This is a genomic window from Methanothrix thermoacetophila PT (genome assembly GCF_000014945.1).
Classification (GTDB): domain Archaea; phylum Halobacteriota; class Methanosarcinia; order Methanotrichales; family Methanotrichaceae; genus Methanothrix_B; species Methanothrix_B thermoacetophila.
The window spans coordinates 919182-934621 of sequence record NC_008553.1; the positions used below are offsets into that span (position 1 = coordinate 919182).

The 15440-nt window shown below is 52.4% G+C and carries 13 protein-coding genes; 5 read left to right on the forward strand and 8 right to left on the reverse strand.

Annotated features, from left to right (window positions below):
• Positions 1-706: 706 nt before the first annotated feature.
• The 4 genes from MTHE_RS04435 to MTHE_RS04450 all read left to right on the forward strand — a co-directional run bounded on the left by MTHE_RS04435 (position 707) and on the right by MTHE_RS04450 (position 6403).
• Positions 707-1192, forward strand: coding sequence for a 3-isopropylmalate dehydratase small subunit (locus tag MTHE_RS04435; protein WP_011696038.1), 486 nt, complete (start codon positions 707-709; stop codon positions 1190-1192).
• A complete protein-coding gene (locus MTHE_RS04440) occupies positions 1189-2019 on the forward strand; it encodes a DUF7714 family protein (RefSeq protein WP_011696039.1) in 831 nt (276 codons plus the stop codon). Before MTHE_RS04435 ends, MTHE_RS04440 begins: the two co-directional genes overlap by 4 nt.
• A complete protein-coding gene (locus MTHE_RS04445) occupies positions 2016-2987 on the forward strand; it encodes an isocitrate/isopropylmalate dehydrogenase family protein (protein WP_011696040.1) in 972 nt (323 codons plus the stop codon). Before MTHE_RS04440 ends, MTHE_RS04445 begins: the two co-directional genes overlap by 4 nt.
• A gap of 467 nt (positions 2988-3454) precedes the next feature.
• Entirely contained in the window at positions 3455-6403 is a 2949-nt protein-coding gene (locus tag MTHE_RS04450; RefSeq protein WP_175265792.1) for a S8 family serine peptidase, read from the forward strand.
• 67 nt (positions 6404-6470) lie between these two features.
• On the opposite strand, the gene MTHE_RS04455 is transcribed toward MTHE_RS04450, so the two are convergent.
• The 4 genes from MTHE_RS04455 to MTHE_RS04470 form a co-directional block, all read right to left on the reverse strand.
• Positions 6471-8147: an ABC transporter ATP-binding protein gene (locus MTHE_RS04455; RefSeq protein ID WP_011696041.1), complete on the reverse strand. Its 1677-nt coding sequence runs from the start codon at positions 8145-8147 to the stop codon at positions 6471-6473.
• Positions 8147-8980, reverse strand: coding sequence for an ABC transporter permease (locus MTHE_RS04460; protein ID WP_011696042.1), 834 nt, complete (start codon positions 8978-8980; stop codon positions 8147-8149). The genes MTHE_RS04455 and MTHE_RS04460 overlap by 1 nt, the downstream gene beginning before the upstream one ends.
• Complete coding sequence (locus MTHE_RS04465) at positions 8970-9938, reverse strand: ABC transporter permease (RefSeq protein WP_175265793.1); 969 nt, start codon at positions 9936-9938, stop codon at positions 8970-8972. Before MTHE_RS04465 ends, MTHE_RS04460 begins: the two co-directional genes overlap by 11 nt.
• Positions 9939-10574: 636 nt before the next feature.
• The gene (locus MTHE_RS04470) at positions 10575-11444 is read right to left on the reverse strand and encodes an IS5-like element ISMth3 family transposase (RefSeq protein ID WP_011695394.1); all 870 of its coding nucleotides are present in this window, start codon (positions 11442-11444) and stop codon (positions 10575-10577) included.
• Between the two features lie 83 nt (positions 11445-11527).
• Between MTHE_RS04470 and MTHE_RS04475 the strand changes: the two genes are divergently transcribed.
• Positions 11528-12223, forward strand: a complete 696-nt coding sequence (locus tag MTHE_RS04475; RefSeq protein WP_011696044.1) for an ion transporter — start codon at positions 11528-11530, stop codon at positions 12221-12223.
• A gap of 6 nt (positions 12224-12229) precedes the next feature.
• On the opposite strand, the gene pyrG is transcribed toward MTHE_RS04475, so the two are convergent.
• The 4 genes from pyrG to pth2 all read right to left on the reverse strand — a co-directional run bounded on the left by pyrG (position 12230) and on the right by pth2 (position 15438).
• A complete protein-coding gene (pyrG, locus tag MTHE_RS04480) occupies positions 12230-13870 on the reverse strand; it encodes a glutamine hydrolyzing CTP synthase (protein WP_011696045.1) in 1641 nt (546 codons plus the stop codon).
• A 21-nt stretch (positions 13871-13891) separates the two neighbouring features.
• Positions 13892-14659, reverse strand: a complete 768-nt coding sequence (locus MTHE_RS04485; RefSeq protein ID WP_175265795.1) for a hypothetical protein — start codon at positions 14657-14659, stop codon at positions 13892-13894.
• Between the two features lie 46 nt (positions 14660-14705).
• Positions 14706-14894 (reverse strand): methytransferase partner Trm112, encoded by a 189-nt coding sequence (locus tag MTHE_RS04490; protein WP_011696047.1) that lies wholly within the window; start codon positions 14892-14894, stop codon positions 14706-14708.
• Positions 14895-15093: 199 nt separating this feature from the next.
• Positions 15094-15438 (reverse strand): peptidyl-tRNA hydrolase Pth2, encoded by a 345-nt coding sequence (pth2, locus tag MTHE_RS04495; protein ID WP_011696048.1) that lies wholly within the window; start codon positions 15436-15438, stop codon positions 15094-15096.
• Positions 15439-15440: the final 2 nt, after the last annotated feature.

Here is a 15440-nt window from a genome sequence, read left to right on the forward strand (position 1 = left end):
AAATTGCTTTTAAAAAATAAACTTTTTTTCGTGTCAATAAATTTATTTTAGTGATTTGTAAATAAATAATATATTTTTATGTATTTAAATTTGTATAAAACCAAGTGAGATATAAAATATCTTCATATAGAAAACCTATTAGGCTGGATGTTCTGGTGTTGGAATTAAGATAAGCTCACGTCGCTCAAAAAGTGAGACTTCTTGCGGGTTGCGGTATCCCGCTATATATTTGGATCTGCCACCCTGCAACACCTGTGTCTGCGATCTCAGAGATCCGAATTGTATCAAGCTTTTCGAGATCGCTGCAGTCTTCACTCAGAAGTCGTCTTAAAGTATCTGATGCTATCGGTACACCACCTTCCGTAATGACAACTCCTGGGCATTCCAGATCTGCACAATCGAGCCTCTGGGCCAGATTTCGAAGCGAGGCTCATGTGGTTGAACTGTCCGAGAGGCGAGTTCTGACAGCCTCAACCAGTTGCATTCGGCTTTGCCCCTTTCTACAATGTTAACGGCGCCGAATCACAGGAGGAGCCTTGAGGCGATTTTGAGACGACCGCTCATATATTGCAAGCTGTGCTGGAAAAGGCATTATTTGCCAGGGGCAACATCGCAGAACCAGTGGTTTTACATGGCTAGAGACGAACCAAAAAGATCATCCCATTTGGGAGAAAGGAATATTAAAGATGCGTCCTCACTCCGCATCATGATCAGGGGCAGGGCATGGGTCTTTGGGGATGATGTTGATACAGATGTAATAATTCCAGGGAAATACCTCAGGACAAAGGATCTGCGCGAGCTGGCGGAGCACGTCATGGAGGGTCTGGATCCGTCGTTCTCATCAAAGGTCCAGCCAGGGGATGTTATAGTAGCAGGCAAGAACTTCGGGTGCGGCTCTTCCAGGGAGCAGGCCCCGCTTGCCCTGAAGCTCGCAGGAATATCATGCATCGTCGCCCGATCCTTCGCCAGGATATTTTACAGGAACGCCATAAACATCGGTCTCCCTCTCATTGAGGCAGATGTCATGTGCGAGCCGGGGGAGGTCGTGGAGGTAGATCTCTCCCGGGGGAGGGTCATCGCAGGCGGAAGGGAATATACCGGCAGAAAACTTCCGGACTTCCTGATGGAGATCCTGAACGATGGAGGGCTCGTGGCCCACAGAAGAAAGCAAAGGGAGCGCGGTCTGATTTGATATTCCCAGAGGACTACAAGCAGATAGGCGTATCAAGAGAGCCCAGGCATGGCGATCCTGTGTACTTTGCAACCAAGTACCTGATATCGTATGACGGGAACGAGATCAGCATTTACAGGATTGAGAGCGAGGGAGAGGGGTTCATGAGAAGGGCGAAGCATGTTGAACTCCTCTCCAGCGGCGAAGAGATAGCTGAGTATCCGGAGATTGTGAACACGAGGAACAGGGCGCATCTCATAAGACTGGCGATGGACATCTGCAGGGGAGATGTCAATACTGTCATCTTCAGGGGTCCGGATGAGCATGTTACCTTCGTCCACGACCCTGATCCAGGAGCGATAACAGAGATTGAGATCCTGGATGTCCAGCCTCCCGAGCCGCCGTGGCTTGTGTATGTCATAGAACGGCTTGAGGAATGCGGTATCATAGGAGATCTGACAATGAGCTTCAAGCCCAGAGTTCTCGACCTCAGGAGTTTCAAGGGGGATGATGTCTACTTTCCGTGCAGGGCATCCGGCCTTGGAAGATCGCTCGATGCTGACAGGGTCATGGCCGCCATGCCAAAGATCGTGGGATGCGAGATATCCAGGGAGATCTTCAGAGCTGTCTATGGTGGGAGAGCGCACAGGTTCACCAACATATGCCCTGTGAGCGGAGATCTTTTGATTCCAGAAGGCCCGTTTATCACCAGATGCTGCAGGTCGGAGCGGAGGGGTTTGATCAGGTTGCACGGTCATACTGGTGTCGTGGTCCACTGGGGTGACGGGCCGCATCAGATAGAGCAGGCGCTGAGAATGCTGGCCGAATCGATAAGGGGGAGTAAATGAAGAAAATCGCTCTTGTGCCGGGCGATGGCATCGGGCCTGAGGTCATATCGAGCGCTCTTCGTGTCTTGAATGCAGCAGGATTCGATGGGGAGCTCGTAGAGTTCGATATAGGCTATGGCAGATGGAGGCGTGATGGAAAGGCCATAACAGATGATGATATAGAAAGGATGAAGGATTGCGACTGCATACTCTTCGGGGCGATCACGACTCCTCCTGATCCTGGTTATAGGAGTGTCCTGATAAGGATAAGAAAGGAGCTGGACCTGTATGCGAACATACGCCCCCTGCGCTCGAGCAGGATCGATGTGATCATTGTGAGGGAGAACACCGAGGGGCTGTATTCAGGTCTGGAGATGCTCGGCGATGAAGAGGCCAGGACCGTGCGTGTCATAACGAGAAAGGGGAGCCAGAGGATAGCCGAGGTGGCGTGCAGGATCGCATCGGAACGCAAACATCTCACAATAATACACAAGGCGAACGTCCTGAAGAGCGACGTGCTGTTTTTAAAAACATGCAGGGAGGTCGCTGAAAGGTATGGAATCAGGTATGATGATATGCTGGTTGATGCCGCGGCATACAACATGGTGATAAGGCCGGAGATGTTTGATGTGATGGTGACGACAAATCTCTTCGGGGACATTCTCAGCGATGAGGGCGCCGGCATTGTCGGCAGCCTGGGGCTCTGCGCCAGCGCGAATCTGGGCGATCGCTGGGCGCTCTTCGAGCCGATACACGGCAGCGCGCCCGACATTGCAGGCAATGGCATAGCAAACCCGGTGGGAGCCATACGGAGCGCTGCGATGATGCTCGAGTGGTTCGGTGAGATGGAGAGGGCGCAGTCGATCCATCAGGCGGTGGACCGCACGCTCTCGAAAGGGGTGAAAACGCCGGATCTGGGCGGCTTGTGCACGACATCTGAGTTCACAGATGCGGTCATCGATGAGATGAGGCGCGCCGGAGCATGTTGAGGAGCAGATTGATCTTCTACAACATTTATCTGTCATGTTCACTATCATGACCCAGACTGTGCAATCTTTTCAAGATCGAGACGCTCCTTTTTCTACATGGACTCATCGGTCGAGTCGCAGGAGCGGCAATTTCTGACGTGCCCAACCAGCAGCAACCGACTTCTTCTCTTTCCGCCAGGTTACTGATCTGTCAAATCACAGAGACGAACCATGTAAAAATTCACACAAATTGAATTAATTTTTCGCTTTTATCCATTTGATGACTTGCCCGAAGGAGCAGTGGTCATGTTATGCGTTTGTGTCGAATGAACGAGTGCTATCACCAACCACATCGCATGCCCTACAACCTACAAGTTGCCACACACATATGTGCGTTAATTTTTACCCTTATCGGAAATACTTATATCTAATAAGTATCTTAAATACTTATCTAGAGTACGTATCAAAGGTACTGGTGGGTGGTGTGGATGGGGCCCATAAAATATGCTTGTCTCCTTGCTGTTATCCTCGCAATTCCCACAGCATGTGCGATATCGGTGAGCTACGGTTCCAGCGGTTATGGCGGAGCTGTGACAGTCTCTGAAAGCTACGAGTTGGATACCTCCACGGAGCTTTCAGAGTCGACGAACCTCGGACAGGGCTCGGTGGAACAGACGAAGAGCGCCTCCGGAACGGGAACCAACCGCATCTCCACATCCATATCATCAAATGGGTACAGTGCTGGCAGCAGCATCGAGAGCACATCATACCTCTCGCTTTCGAGCGCCGTTGCCGGGGATGGCAGTGGAGCGGGCATCTCGCAGGCACTATCTGCCTCGGGCTCTGTATCATCCTCACTGAATGGCGTCACCGGTGATATCGAGGCAGTGCACAGCGCAGGTGTAGAATCCGGCATGCTCTCATCCGCGCAGAGCCTGAGCGTGGGTGCAGATGTATCCGCACTGGATAACACCCGAATCGCCGGCATGAACGGATATGTCTCTGCTGGCTTCTCGAACAAGGAAGGAAGCGGGGAGGTGGCATCCACATTTTCAGAAGGGGCGCTGTATGGCAGTCTCGGCTCTGAGAATGCTGCAGTCTACGGTGATGTAGCAATGACCGGCCCCGGAAGCCTGACAGCATCCGCGTCTGATTCGGAGAGCAGCAGCAAGCACGAGATCATCATAGAGGATGAGGGGGCGGATGCGGAGGAGAGCGCCTCGGCGATGCTCCTGGCGGCCACCGGAGGATACGCCCTGTCAGGCACATCAGTGGTTGCGACCGGAGATCAGCTGAGTCTGAGCTCTGTCATATCCAATCCGAAGGGGAGTTCGATCACAAAAGAAGCGCAGAGCAGGGTCTCGAAGCCTATGAGCTCCCAGTCGATTGGCATCGCCTCAGGAAACAGCGTGACCACAACCTGGAGCAGATCCGGAAGGGGCAAGATGTCTCCGATCTCATCCACATACAGAAGTACAGATGGGACAAAATCCGTGTCGAACAGCGTGAGCGGCAAAGGTTATCCATACAGCATAGCGGGCTCTGCCACATACAGCGATAGCAGTGCTGCGATGTACCAGACTGTGAGCAGCACGAAAGGAGTGCTCAAAACATCACAGAGCGCATGGTCGAGGAGCAATGGCGAGGAACTCAGTGCAGCCAGCTCTCTCTCGTCATCAGGCACGATCTCGGGAACCCAGATCGCGATCTCAGATCCGATCAAGGTAATAAGCTCGCAGTCACTTACGGTGACAGGCACGGCAACAGTGTCATCATCATCCAGAGCGAGCTCGAATGGCGACCGCTCATCTGCATCATCGATCGTAAACGGCGCGAGCAAGATGTCGCTAACAACGCTCGCCGATGCGTCGAATACAAGGTACAACAATGTGCTCTACCACAGGACCGGTGCGCTTGTTGACACCTCAGGATATGCAAAATCGCTAAAAGCTGACTCATCTGCATCGTATCTCAGTAACTTCGCGAGATCCCACGGCGAGTGGACGAAGGCCGGATCAGGGGAACTCACGGTGAGCGCCGAGACCGTGAAGAGTGCGGTATCAGATGTGGAGATCAAGACAGGAAGCGATAAGGCTCTTTCGTACACTCAGTCTGGGACAGGATCGACTGTTAAGAGCGGGCTGTACACATATGCAGCCAAGAGATCCGGCGGTGATGTGTACCTCTACCAGAGCCATCTATACTCGCATGCTTATCCGAAGAACGACCACCACAGCATTGACGAATACGTATCCACAGCCTCCTCTGCAATATCAGCGAAGAAGTCAGACATGAAGATATGGCAGTGGGAGAACGGAAGATGGGTGGCGGCAAAGAACTACTACAGCTCGGGAAGCTACACAGCCGCGACTAGAGCGAACGATATAGTGACATCATCATACAAATGGGACAAGCTCTGGGAGGTTCGGCCCAGGAGCAAGACTCCATATGACAGGGTGCCGTGGGGAGTGGAGTACATGTACAGTAGCTCATCTCTCTCCAAGACCTACGGAGGAGAGGGGATCGATGTCGCGATAATAGATACTGGCGCCGACACACTCCACCCGGATCTGCTCATGGGGATCGAGGACTTCGCAGATCCATACGGCCCGGGAGAGTACTCCCAGTCCGATAGCCACGGCCACGGAACGCATGTGGCGGGCACGATAGTTGCCGATGGCGGATTCGATGGAAGGGGCATATACGGGATGGCGCCTGAGGCTGACCTCAGGGTATACAGCACCAACTTCTACTACAGCGATGTCGCCAGCGGAATCTACAGGGCCACCGATCTCGGAGCTGAGATAATATCGATGTCACTCGGCGGCTCTGTGGAGTCCAGCACGCTCAACAGGGCTCTCGATTACGCAATGGCGAATGGTGTGCTGGTTGTAGCTGCGGCTGGCAACGGCGTCCCGGACAATCCAACAATGGCAACGCCAGCCCGCTACCCCGGCGTCGTCGGCGTCGGCGCCATAGACAGATCAGGAAATGCGATATGGTGGTCCTCACCCGGCTCGAACGACGGCGATTATGTGCCTGAGGGCAACGAGGTCACATTCGGAGCGCCAGGAGTGAGCGTTTACTCGACGTACCCGACATACTGGGGATACTACACAACGATGAGCGGCACGAGCATGGCCACACCACACATCGCAGGGACTGCTGCAAGCCTGTGGTCGAGGTATCTGATCTACGGAGATGGAGCGAACGATATCAAGAATATGATGATGAACTATGCGAAGCAGAACGACGTCACCACCGTGAAGGTCACTCCTGAGTCGGTGTTGTACAGAAGCTATGCAGAGCAGTACTTGAACTCAGGATACTACAGCAGTATATACCCGTATATGGACGGCTCGAAGACATATTATCTGAATATACTCCAGGGCGATGATGTTCTCACAGGTGTGGGGGTTCCAAGAATAAAGCTGTAGGGGAGTGGCAGAGAAGGGCAGGGTGCTCATGCATCCTGCCCCGCAGATTTTACAGCCGATCTGAGAGCTACTGTTCCACAGCACGTTCTTCCATCACAGAGCTCATGGCTGCGCATCTTACTAGCGATGCGGTGTACCGATGCGCAGGCTCTCTGATAACCTCGCCCGACGGCCCCTCCTCAACGATGCTCCCTCTGAGCATGACCGCGATCCTGTCACTCACCTTTCTCGCAAGGGCGATGTCGTGCGTGATGAACAGTATCGACAGCCCCATCCGCTCCTGCAGGTCCATGAGCAGCCTCAGGATCTTCGCCTGGACGCTCGGATCTAGCGCTGAAGTGGGCTCATCGGCGATGAGCAGCTTTGGATGCATTACCAGAGCTCTGGCTATTGCAACGCGCTGTGCCTCGCCACCGCTGAGCTGATGCGGATATCTTCTTAAAAACTCAGGATCTGTAGAGAGCTCGGCGTTCTCCAGGGCCTTCATCGCGCTCGCAATCCTCTCCTCCTCGCTCCCGATCCTCTGCACATCCAGAGGCTCCCTGACAGCCTGAAGCACGTTCAGCCTGTGGCTTATCGACTCCTTCGGGTTCTGGAATATCATCTGCACTCGTCTGTAAAATCCGGCGTCCCATCTCGCACGCTCCCTCTCAAGAAGAATCTCCCCTGAGTCAGGCTCAATTATCCCCATGATGATCTTTGCAAGAGTCGTCTTTCCCGATCCGCTCTCGCCCACAAGCGCAAGCGTCTCGCCCTCGTAAAGCGTGAGGCTGACATGCGATACCGCGGAAAATCCATTGAACTTCTTGCACACATCCCTGATCTCCAGCAGCGGGACTATCCCGCCCCTGTGACAAGCGATCATCCTGCCGTTCAATTCTGCGAGTCTTGGAACCAAATTCCTGCAGACCTCTATCTTTTGAGTGCACCGCGGGTGGAAGGGACAGCCGCTGATGCCGGGTATGGTCCTCCCCGGAATTCCCTGGAGGTCCTTTGTTGTGTTCATGCTCGGGAAAGATCTCAGCAGCCCTCTTGTGTACGGATGTCTCGGGTTTCTGATCAGATCAGCAGTCCTGCCTACCTCCAGGATCATCCCTGAGTAGAGCACCGCAATTTTTTTGCTTAGAGCGGATGCGAGCGATATGTCGTGCGTGATTATCAAAGAGATGCGATCTGATGTTGCAGATCTGAGGAGCTCCACGATGTCAGCTTTTGTGAGCGCGTCCAGCGAAGCGGTCGGCTCGTCCAGGATGAGAAGCTCCGGGTCGTTGGCGAGCGCCATGGCGATGAGAACCCTCTGCCTCTCCCCACCACTCAGCTGGTGCGGATAAAGCCTGTACCGCGTCCCATCGAGCCCCACTGCAGTGAGCAGTGCGCGGGCTCTCTCCCTTATGCGCGATTTGTTCCATCTGTTGTGAGCCGCTATCGCCTCGCAGACCTGCTCCTCTGCAGTGTAAACAGGATCGAGCGCATCCTCGACGTTCTGGAAGACCATTGCCATCCTGTCGCCGCGCAGCCTCCTCATCTCATCCTCTGAGAGCTCCAGAAGATTCGTTCCATCGAAGACTATCTCGCCCTCGAGCTTGGCGGCAGCGAGCCGCATTATCGACAGGCCCAGCGTTGTCTTGCCCGCGCCTGACTCTCCGACGACCGCCAGAGAATCTCCCCTTTCAAGCCTGAGATCTATGCCTTTCAGAACCTCATTCTCTCCGTATCGAGCTCTGAGCCCAATTACCTCAAGCATCAGACATCCTCCCGCAGCCGCGGATCCATCGCTCTCTCAAGAGAAGCGGCGATCAAGCTCAACCCGACAAGTGTCAACGAAAGCAGAACTCCGGTGGGAATTAGCCACCACTTCCATACATCTAGATACGTGAACGACATCGCCTGCTTCATCATCCTGCCCCAGCTCACAATCATCGGGTCTGAGACACCCAGAAATGCCAGGCCTGCCTCCATGAGAACAGCACGCCTGGCATCCTGTATCATTATGGCCACAAGAATCGGGCTCAGATCCGGGACGATATGCCTGAAAAGAAGATACCTCCGGGATGCGCCGAAGGTGCGGGCCGCCAGGACATGGAGCCTCTCCCTGAGCGAGAGCGTCTGCGATCTCACAATCCTCGCGCCGCCCGGCCAGCTGAAAAGGGAGATCAGGATTATCAGGAGTCCAAGATTCGGGCGGAGATAAGATGCCACAAGTATCATAACAATCATTGATGGCAACGCGATCACCGCATCCACAGCCCGCATGCAAATCCTGTCATATGTGCCACCAAGAATCGCAGCGCTTCCCCCGATGACCACACTTATAAGCGCTGAGAGAATAGCCACACCTATTGCGATCATCAGCGATGTCCTCGCGCCATGTACAAGCTTGCCCGCGATATCCTGACCGAGGTCGTCTGTGCCGAGTATGTGCTCTCCCGATGGCGGACTGAAGACCGGCCCGATCTCCCTGTACGATGGGGCTATGAGAGGGGCGGATGCAGCAAGAATCAGTATCACCGCCATTATCAACATCCCGAAAGTCCCTGCCAGGCTGGATCTCATCTCCTTCCAAATATCAACGTGCATACCTCACCCTCGGATCAAGTCGGATGTAGGTCATATCCACCAGAAAGTTTGTTATCAGGACTGTTACTGTGACGATGAGCAGCACACCTTGTATGAGCGGGTAGTCCCGCGCGCTGAGCGCAGTGTTGAGCAGCGTCCCCACACCGGGGTACGAGAAGACTATCTCGAGGAAGAGTGCTCCTGTTATCATGTGTGGCACGCGCATTCCCATTGCAGTCACAACAGGCAGGAGAGAGTTCCTGCCAGCATGCCTGTATCTTATCGCCCCCTCTTTCAACCCGGTGGCCTTCGCTGTCATTATGAATCTGGCCCTGAGCGTGGTTAGCATGGCATTTCTTGTGAGCAGGTATGTGGGAGCGAGCTGGACGAGCACCAGGGATATCAGCGGGAGAATCAGATGGTGCACGATATCCAGCAACAGATCGATACCGGTATGTCCGGCGTACGGGCTCATCGCCCCTCCGAGGGGCGCCCATCCCAGAGCCACACCAAATAGGAGCAGGAGGACGATCCCAATGAAGAAGTCAGGCATGCCTCCCAGAAACATCATGCTTGAAAGCATGCAGCCATCCAGCTTCGAGCCCCTCCTGTAACCGGACTCTATGCCCAGGATAAATCCTATGCACGAGGAGATGACGAAAGCAAGACCTGTGAGGAGTAGCGTCCAGGGGAGAAAGCTCAGTACCACATCTGAGACACCGGTTCTGTAGTAGTAAGAGTATCCTAGATCACCGGTGATCAATGCTGTTATGTATGTGATCAGCTGCGTGTGCCATGGCTGGTCAAGGGCGAATCTTTTTATTATCTCTGCTTCCATCTCAGGGGTCATTGCTATCAGAGCCTCCTCTCCATATATGGCATGAAGCGGATCGCCCGGCACCATTCTGGGAAGCACGAAGTTGAGTATGAGGATGATGAGAAAGGAGATGATGTAATTTGATAACCATGAGATATTCATTTTGGTTATGGCATCACACTTTTTGAATGAAATGGGCAAATAAATATTCAAATTACAATCACCTGATATAACTTAATTTGATGATTTTTCTTCTTTTTGAACTTATTATTATCATAATGAATATAGTATTTGTTTGATATCACATATACAAATTGAGTTACATGATTTATTAATTTTTTGGAGAAAAAGCTGTATTGGATGAGTCCACCAAAACCGTACGTATAGGTCTCATCTGATCGAGAACGTGAATTAGCAAAAGAATCAATATCTAGAGATCAATTTTTGGGGAATTATTCAACACAGCACACGCGAGCAATGCTGTGTTGAATAATGTTTGAGAATTCGATAGCATAGACTGAATTCATATAAATACCAATCCTGGCAAAAATCGATAGCAATCGACTCCAGAGCTATTAGTTAATCAAAACAGCACACACGAGCAAAATCTTTTATCCGGATAGATCCTCAGCACCCGTGAATGAGCTCGGAAATCAGGCATCGTGTCTACAGGCTACTTGAGCCCGGCGACGATGCGGGAAGATATATCGATCTCTTCATAATTTGCCTGCTGTGTTGGATAAGTAGCTTTATATTCATATATTCTCTCTTATTCTTTCAAGAATCTTCGTCATAATGTTATACGCTTAAAATTATAGTATAAAATGTGAACATCCTGCGTACTTCGCGAATCATGCCTTCCTTCGAAGTGGCCCTCACAGTCTCGCCAAATATCCTCTTAATTGCTGAGAATACACTTTCAGCCGCCCACCTTCTTCCATATCCATGCACAATTTTCCAACTGTGGTATCCATACTTCATAAACTCAAGAACTGGTTCGGCTCTGGACGAGCCTGCTTTGACGATAGCATTCTTCCTGATCTTGATTCCAGGCATATCTACGCCCTTCTCTTTCATGAAATCGAATACCCCCTCCTTATCATAAGCTCCATCCATCAGTGAATCTTCAAGCTTAACATCTTCCAGCAGCGGTTTTACCATCTCATGATCAGTGACGGTCTCATCGGTTATCTCGAAGGTTACGGGCTTCCTTGTTTCAACATCTACGGCGATATGCACTTTTATCCAGCCTCTGCGTTCAACACCATGACTTTCTCTCATCCAGTCGCCTCTATTCGTAACCTTCATTCCTGTTGAGTCAACTGCGACCACTAAATCGTTATCAGGTATTGGAATATTCAACTCCAAATTCGTAATCCTCTGCCATAATGTCGAATAATCGGCAGCCAACAGCCCAGGAACAAATCCGCTTAGCGCCTGAATAAATCCTTCGAGCTGCCTGTATGGTAAATGAAGAAAGGCGTATGCTAAACCACAAAATTGAATAAATGTCTCAGGATAGCGATAGGGTCTGCCATTCTTGTTCTTATTCATCTTCAGTAGCTCTTCATCCCAATTATTCACAAAGTCAGTGCTAAGGTAAAACCATCCTCGCCTAACCAATTTCTCATTGTATTCGCGCCAATTGCGGTTATCCTCATAGGCCATGAAATATATTATATATTTTCCTAGTTTAAATAGTTATCCAACACAGCATAATTTGCCTCATAGTTCTCAACGTCATAGCGGTGATGCTCGAAACCGTCTTGTGGATCAGCGCGCACTATGCCTCTCTCTTCAGGGCCTTCGAAATCTTTTCCGTCGCAGTGTTCACCATCGAGTATATTCTCAGGGTATGGTCGTGCACAGTCGATCCCCGCTTCAGAGAGCCCATCCGTGGAAGATTGAGATTCATGGTAACACCGCTTGCAGTTATTGATCTGCTTGCATTCCTGCCGTTTTACCTGCCCTTTGTGCTGCCAGATACAAGAGTTCTCAGAGTGGTCCGCCTCTTCCGGCTGTTCAGAGTCATGAAGCTCGCAAGGTACTCGGAGTCGGTCGATCTCTTCATCGACGTCCTCAAGCTGAAGAAGGACGAACTTCTTCTGGTCTTTGTATCCATAATGATACTTCTCCTGGTCTCATCCACACTGATGTACGAGGTGGAGCACGACGCACAGCCTGATAAATTCTCATCGATACCCGCAGCCATGTGGTGGGGCCTGGTGACGCTGGCAACCGTCGGCTACGGAGATATGTTTCCCATAACACCAGCTGGCAAGCTCATAGGCTCTATGGTTGTGATGCTGGGAATAGGTCTATTCGCGCTGCCTGCGGGCATAATCGCATCCGGCTTCAGCGAGGTTCTTCAGAGGAGAAGGGAGTGCCGTGAGATCATATGCCCTCACTGTGGAAGACCGATAAAAGAGGAGATGATATACAGATAACGCTTATCAGGCGGTCAGTTCGAGGGTGTATGTGGAACCTGTTCTCCTGAGCCGCTGTGCTTTCATCGCCTCGACGAATGCCAAAAATGGAGGCGATGGCCTGCCCGGCCTCGACCTCATCTCGGGATGAAACTGACACGCGAAGAAGAAGGGATGTCCCGGGATCTCCATGATCTCCATCAGATCCCCGTTCCTTCCTGAGAAGAGTAGCCCGTTCTTCTCGAGTACCTCGATGTATGCCGGGTTCACCTCATATCTGTGCCTGTGCCGCTCAACGATCTCCGTGGTGCCGTAGATCCTGTGGGCGAGAGTGCCCTCGATGAGATGTGCGGGATAGTTGCCCAGCCGCATCGTCGCCCCCATCTGCCTGACCTTCTCCTGCTCCGGTAGCAGCGCGATGACAGGATGCGGCGTCTCGCCGAACTCTGTGCTCGACGCACCCTCAAGACCACAGACGTTCCGGGCGAACTCTATGACTGCGAGCTGCATTCCGAAACATATCCCAAGGTACGGTATCCCTTTCTCCCTCGCGTACCTTATGGCGTTCATCTTGCCCTCGGTGCCCCGCGCCCCAAAACCTCCCGGCACAAGTATGCCATCGAAATCCCTCAGCACTTTCTCGGGTTGGATCCTCTCAAGATCCTCTGCATCTATCCAGGAGATCTCGGGCATCACCCCAGCCTCGATGCCTGCATGCTTCAAAGCCTCGCGTATCGAGAGGTAGGCATCCTTCATCGGATCCGTGCACTGTGATCCGGATGTGTACTTTCCAACAAGAGCCATGCTGACCTTCTCTCTGATCGAATCCATCCTCTGGACGAGATCGTACCAGTCCCTCCGTTCCTCCAGCGGGAACAGCCGCATGGCCTTCATGATATATTTAGTTAGACCCTCTGCCTCGAGCTGGAGCGGAACCCTGTAGATGTCATCCGAATCGTGCCCGCTGATCACAGCCTCTATTGGGACATCGCAGAAGTGCGCGATCTTCGCCTTCGTCTCTGGGAGCAGCGGCTTCTTGCACCTCACCACTATCATGTCTGGCTGAAGCCCCAGCTCGCGCATCTCCTTTACGCTGTGCTGCGTCGGCTTCGTCTTCTGCTCGCCGTCAGAGGTCATCGGCGCAAGCGTTACATGGACAAAGAATATGTTGCCCGATTCCTCATACTTCAGCTGCCTCATCGCCTCAAGGAACGGCATCGACTCTATGTCGCCAACAGTTCCACCAACCTCGATGAGACAGATCTCGCTTCCTCCGGTTCTCGATACCTGGCGTATGCGTCTTTTTATCTCGTCTGTTATGTGTGGTATTATCTGAACGGTCTTTCCCAGGTACTCGCCGCGCCGTTCCTTCTCGATGACAGTGCTGTATACCTTTCCGGTCGTGATGTTGTGATCTCTTGTGAGCTCTATGTCGAGAAAGCGCTCGTAGTTGCCGAGGTCGAGATCAACCTCGCCGCCGTCCTTGAGCACATATACCTCGCCATGCTGGAACGGGCTCATGAGCCCCGCGTCTATGTTGATATAGGGATCTATCTTTATGGCCGTGACCCTGTACCCCTTGTTCATGAGCAGCCTGCCTATCGAGGCTGCAGTTATGCCCTTGCCAAGCCCGCTCATCACCCCGCCAGTGACCACAATGTACCTCAAACAGATCACTCTCATCTGGAGCTAAGATCTCAACAGGGTAGCTGTACCATAGATGATAAGGCTGACGATCATCATGGATGTGGCCAATGCTCCGGGGAAGAGCGGCAGGGTTCTGGTGTGGAACGTCAGCACCATGAGTATGATGGTAGCTGCCAGGATCATAGCGCCCGGGATCAGATCGATGCAGTAGATGCCGCATCCGGGGACCGGCTCATATCGCTCAATGCTCTCACTCTCGCGCGGACCGATCCATGAGTCATGACGGTAGTACCGATCGCTTTTGTAGTAACCCGCATCGCTTCGATCATCATCAACTTCAGCATCGTATTCATCACTGTAACCATCGCGTGGATCTTCTGATGATGAACAAAAGATCGGTTGACCTGCCTCAGCATTGTACCTCTCACCATAACCATCATGACTACTATACTCCATCAAATCCTCCTCTTTGCTGTCATCTCTGGGAATGCCATCAGCCTCCAGTGTCACCGGGATTTTTTTGGTAGTGGTGTCTGTGACGAGCAGAAGCTCACCGCTCACAATCTCACCAGTCTCCGGCATCCTCACCGAGATCGGGATCGATTCCTCGAGCACTATGTAATGATTCGTTTTCTCAGGTTTCAGATAGCGATTGATGCTATGATTCGTTTTAACAATCAGATTGGTTGGCTCGCCCAGATTGACAACCCGAAGGCGTATCTCATCACTACCACCAGGCGGTAACCTCAGAGATACCGGTTCCGGCTCGCTTTCACCTGCGCTGTCGTTTATCCTGATCACGTACTCCATCCAGGATAAAGATGTGATCATATTTTATAAATATTTCTCTAGTGTATTAACGCCTCTCGCGAAGCTCCGGCGGCAGCATGTTGGGTATTCCCTCCTCTATCGGATACACCTCGCCACAGGATCTGCACGTGAGCCTTCCAGTGAGTATCTCCCTCTCGTTCTCCTCGAAGACCTCGAGTTCGAGATCTCCCCTGCAAACAGGGCATACAAGTATCTCCATCAGATCACGTCTCATGATCCCTCATGAGATGCCCATGGAGATCAAACTTCCTGCTAGTGGAGGTGCTTGGATAGCGTCTGGATCGGTTGCCCGCATCGGGAGGTTAATCCTGGAAAATCACAGCTCAGGTGGGGGTAAGCTGGAAGCCCCCTCCAGAGCGCAGAAGCGGCCCCCCAGCCCCTCGGCCCGACGTTCTCGTTAATGTGTCACGGGATCAGAGCAGGCTGAGCCTTCCTGTCACCCTGTCCATGATATCATCCGGCGCCGGTCCCAATCCCAGGGCTGTCACGGTTCCAGGAGGTATCTCGGTGAGTCCAGCATCCCTGACGATGGCAGCCGGTATCCCCAGGGATTCTGCCTCAGATCTGAGCTGGAAGAGGTGCTCCTCATCTCTCCCTCTGAGGACGATCTTCCTCATGCCCTCCTGCATCCACTCCTCAACGATCTCCTTTCTGGCGAGCTCCATTGCCATTATCGAAGCATGCGCCACCTGGACCGCGAGCTTTCCTGTTGACAGCCTCAGATCCTCCCTGACAACTATGCATTGCTTGAGCACCATGC

Coding starts and splice junctions, on each gene's coding strand:
- MTHE_RS04435 (WP_011696038.1), top strand. CDS start 707: ATGATCAGGGGCAGGGCATGGGTCTTTGGGGATGATGTTGATACAGAT.
- MTHE_RS04445 (WP_011696040.1), top strand. CDS start 2,016: ATGAAGAAAATCGCTCTTGTGCCGGGCGATGGCATCGGGCCTGAGGTC.
- MTHE_RS04450 (WP_175265792.1), top strand. CDS start 3,455: ATGGGGCCCATAAAATATGCTTGTCTCCTTGCTGTTATCCTCGCAATT.
- MTHE_RS04455 (WP_011696041.1), bottom strand. CDS start 8,147: ATGCTTGAGGTAATTGGGCTCAGAGCTCGATACGGAGAGAATGAGGTT.
- MTHE_RS04460 (WP_011696042.1), bottom strand. CDS start 8,980: ATGCACGTTGATATTTGGAAGGAGATGAGATCCAGCCTGGCAGGGACT.
- MTHE_RS04465 (WP_175265793.1), bottom strand. CDS start 9,938: ATGAATATCTCATGGTTATCAAATTACATCATCTCCTTTCTCATCATC.
- MTHE_RS04470 (WP_011695394.1), bottom strand. CDS start 11,444: ATGGCCTATGAGGATAACCGCAATTGGCGCGAATACAATGAGAAATTG.
- MTHE_RS04475 (WP_011696044.1), top strand. CDS start 11,528: ATGCTCGAAACCGTCTTGTGGATCAGCGCGCACTATGCCTCTCTCTTC.
- MTHE_RS04485 (WP_175265795.1), bottom strand. CDS start 14,659: ATGGAGTACGTGATCAGGATAAACGACAGCGCAGGTGAAAGCGAGCCG.
- MTHE_RS04490 (WP_011696047.1), bottom strand. CDS start 14,894: ATGAGACGTGATCTGATGGAGATACTTGTATGCCCTGTTTGCAGGGGA.
- pth2 (WP_011696048.1), bottom strand. CDS start 15,438: ATGGTGCTCAAGCAATGCATAGTTGTCAGGGAGGATCTGAGGCTGTCA.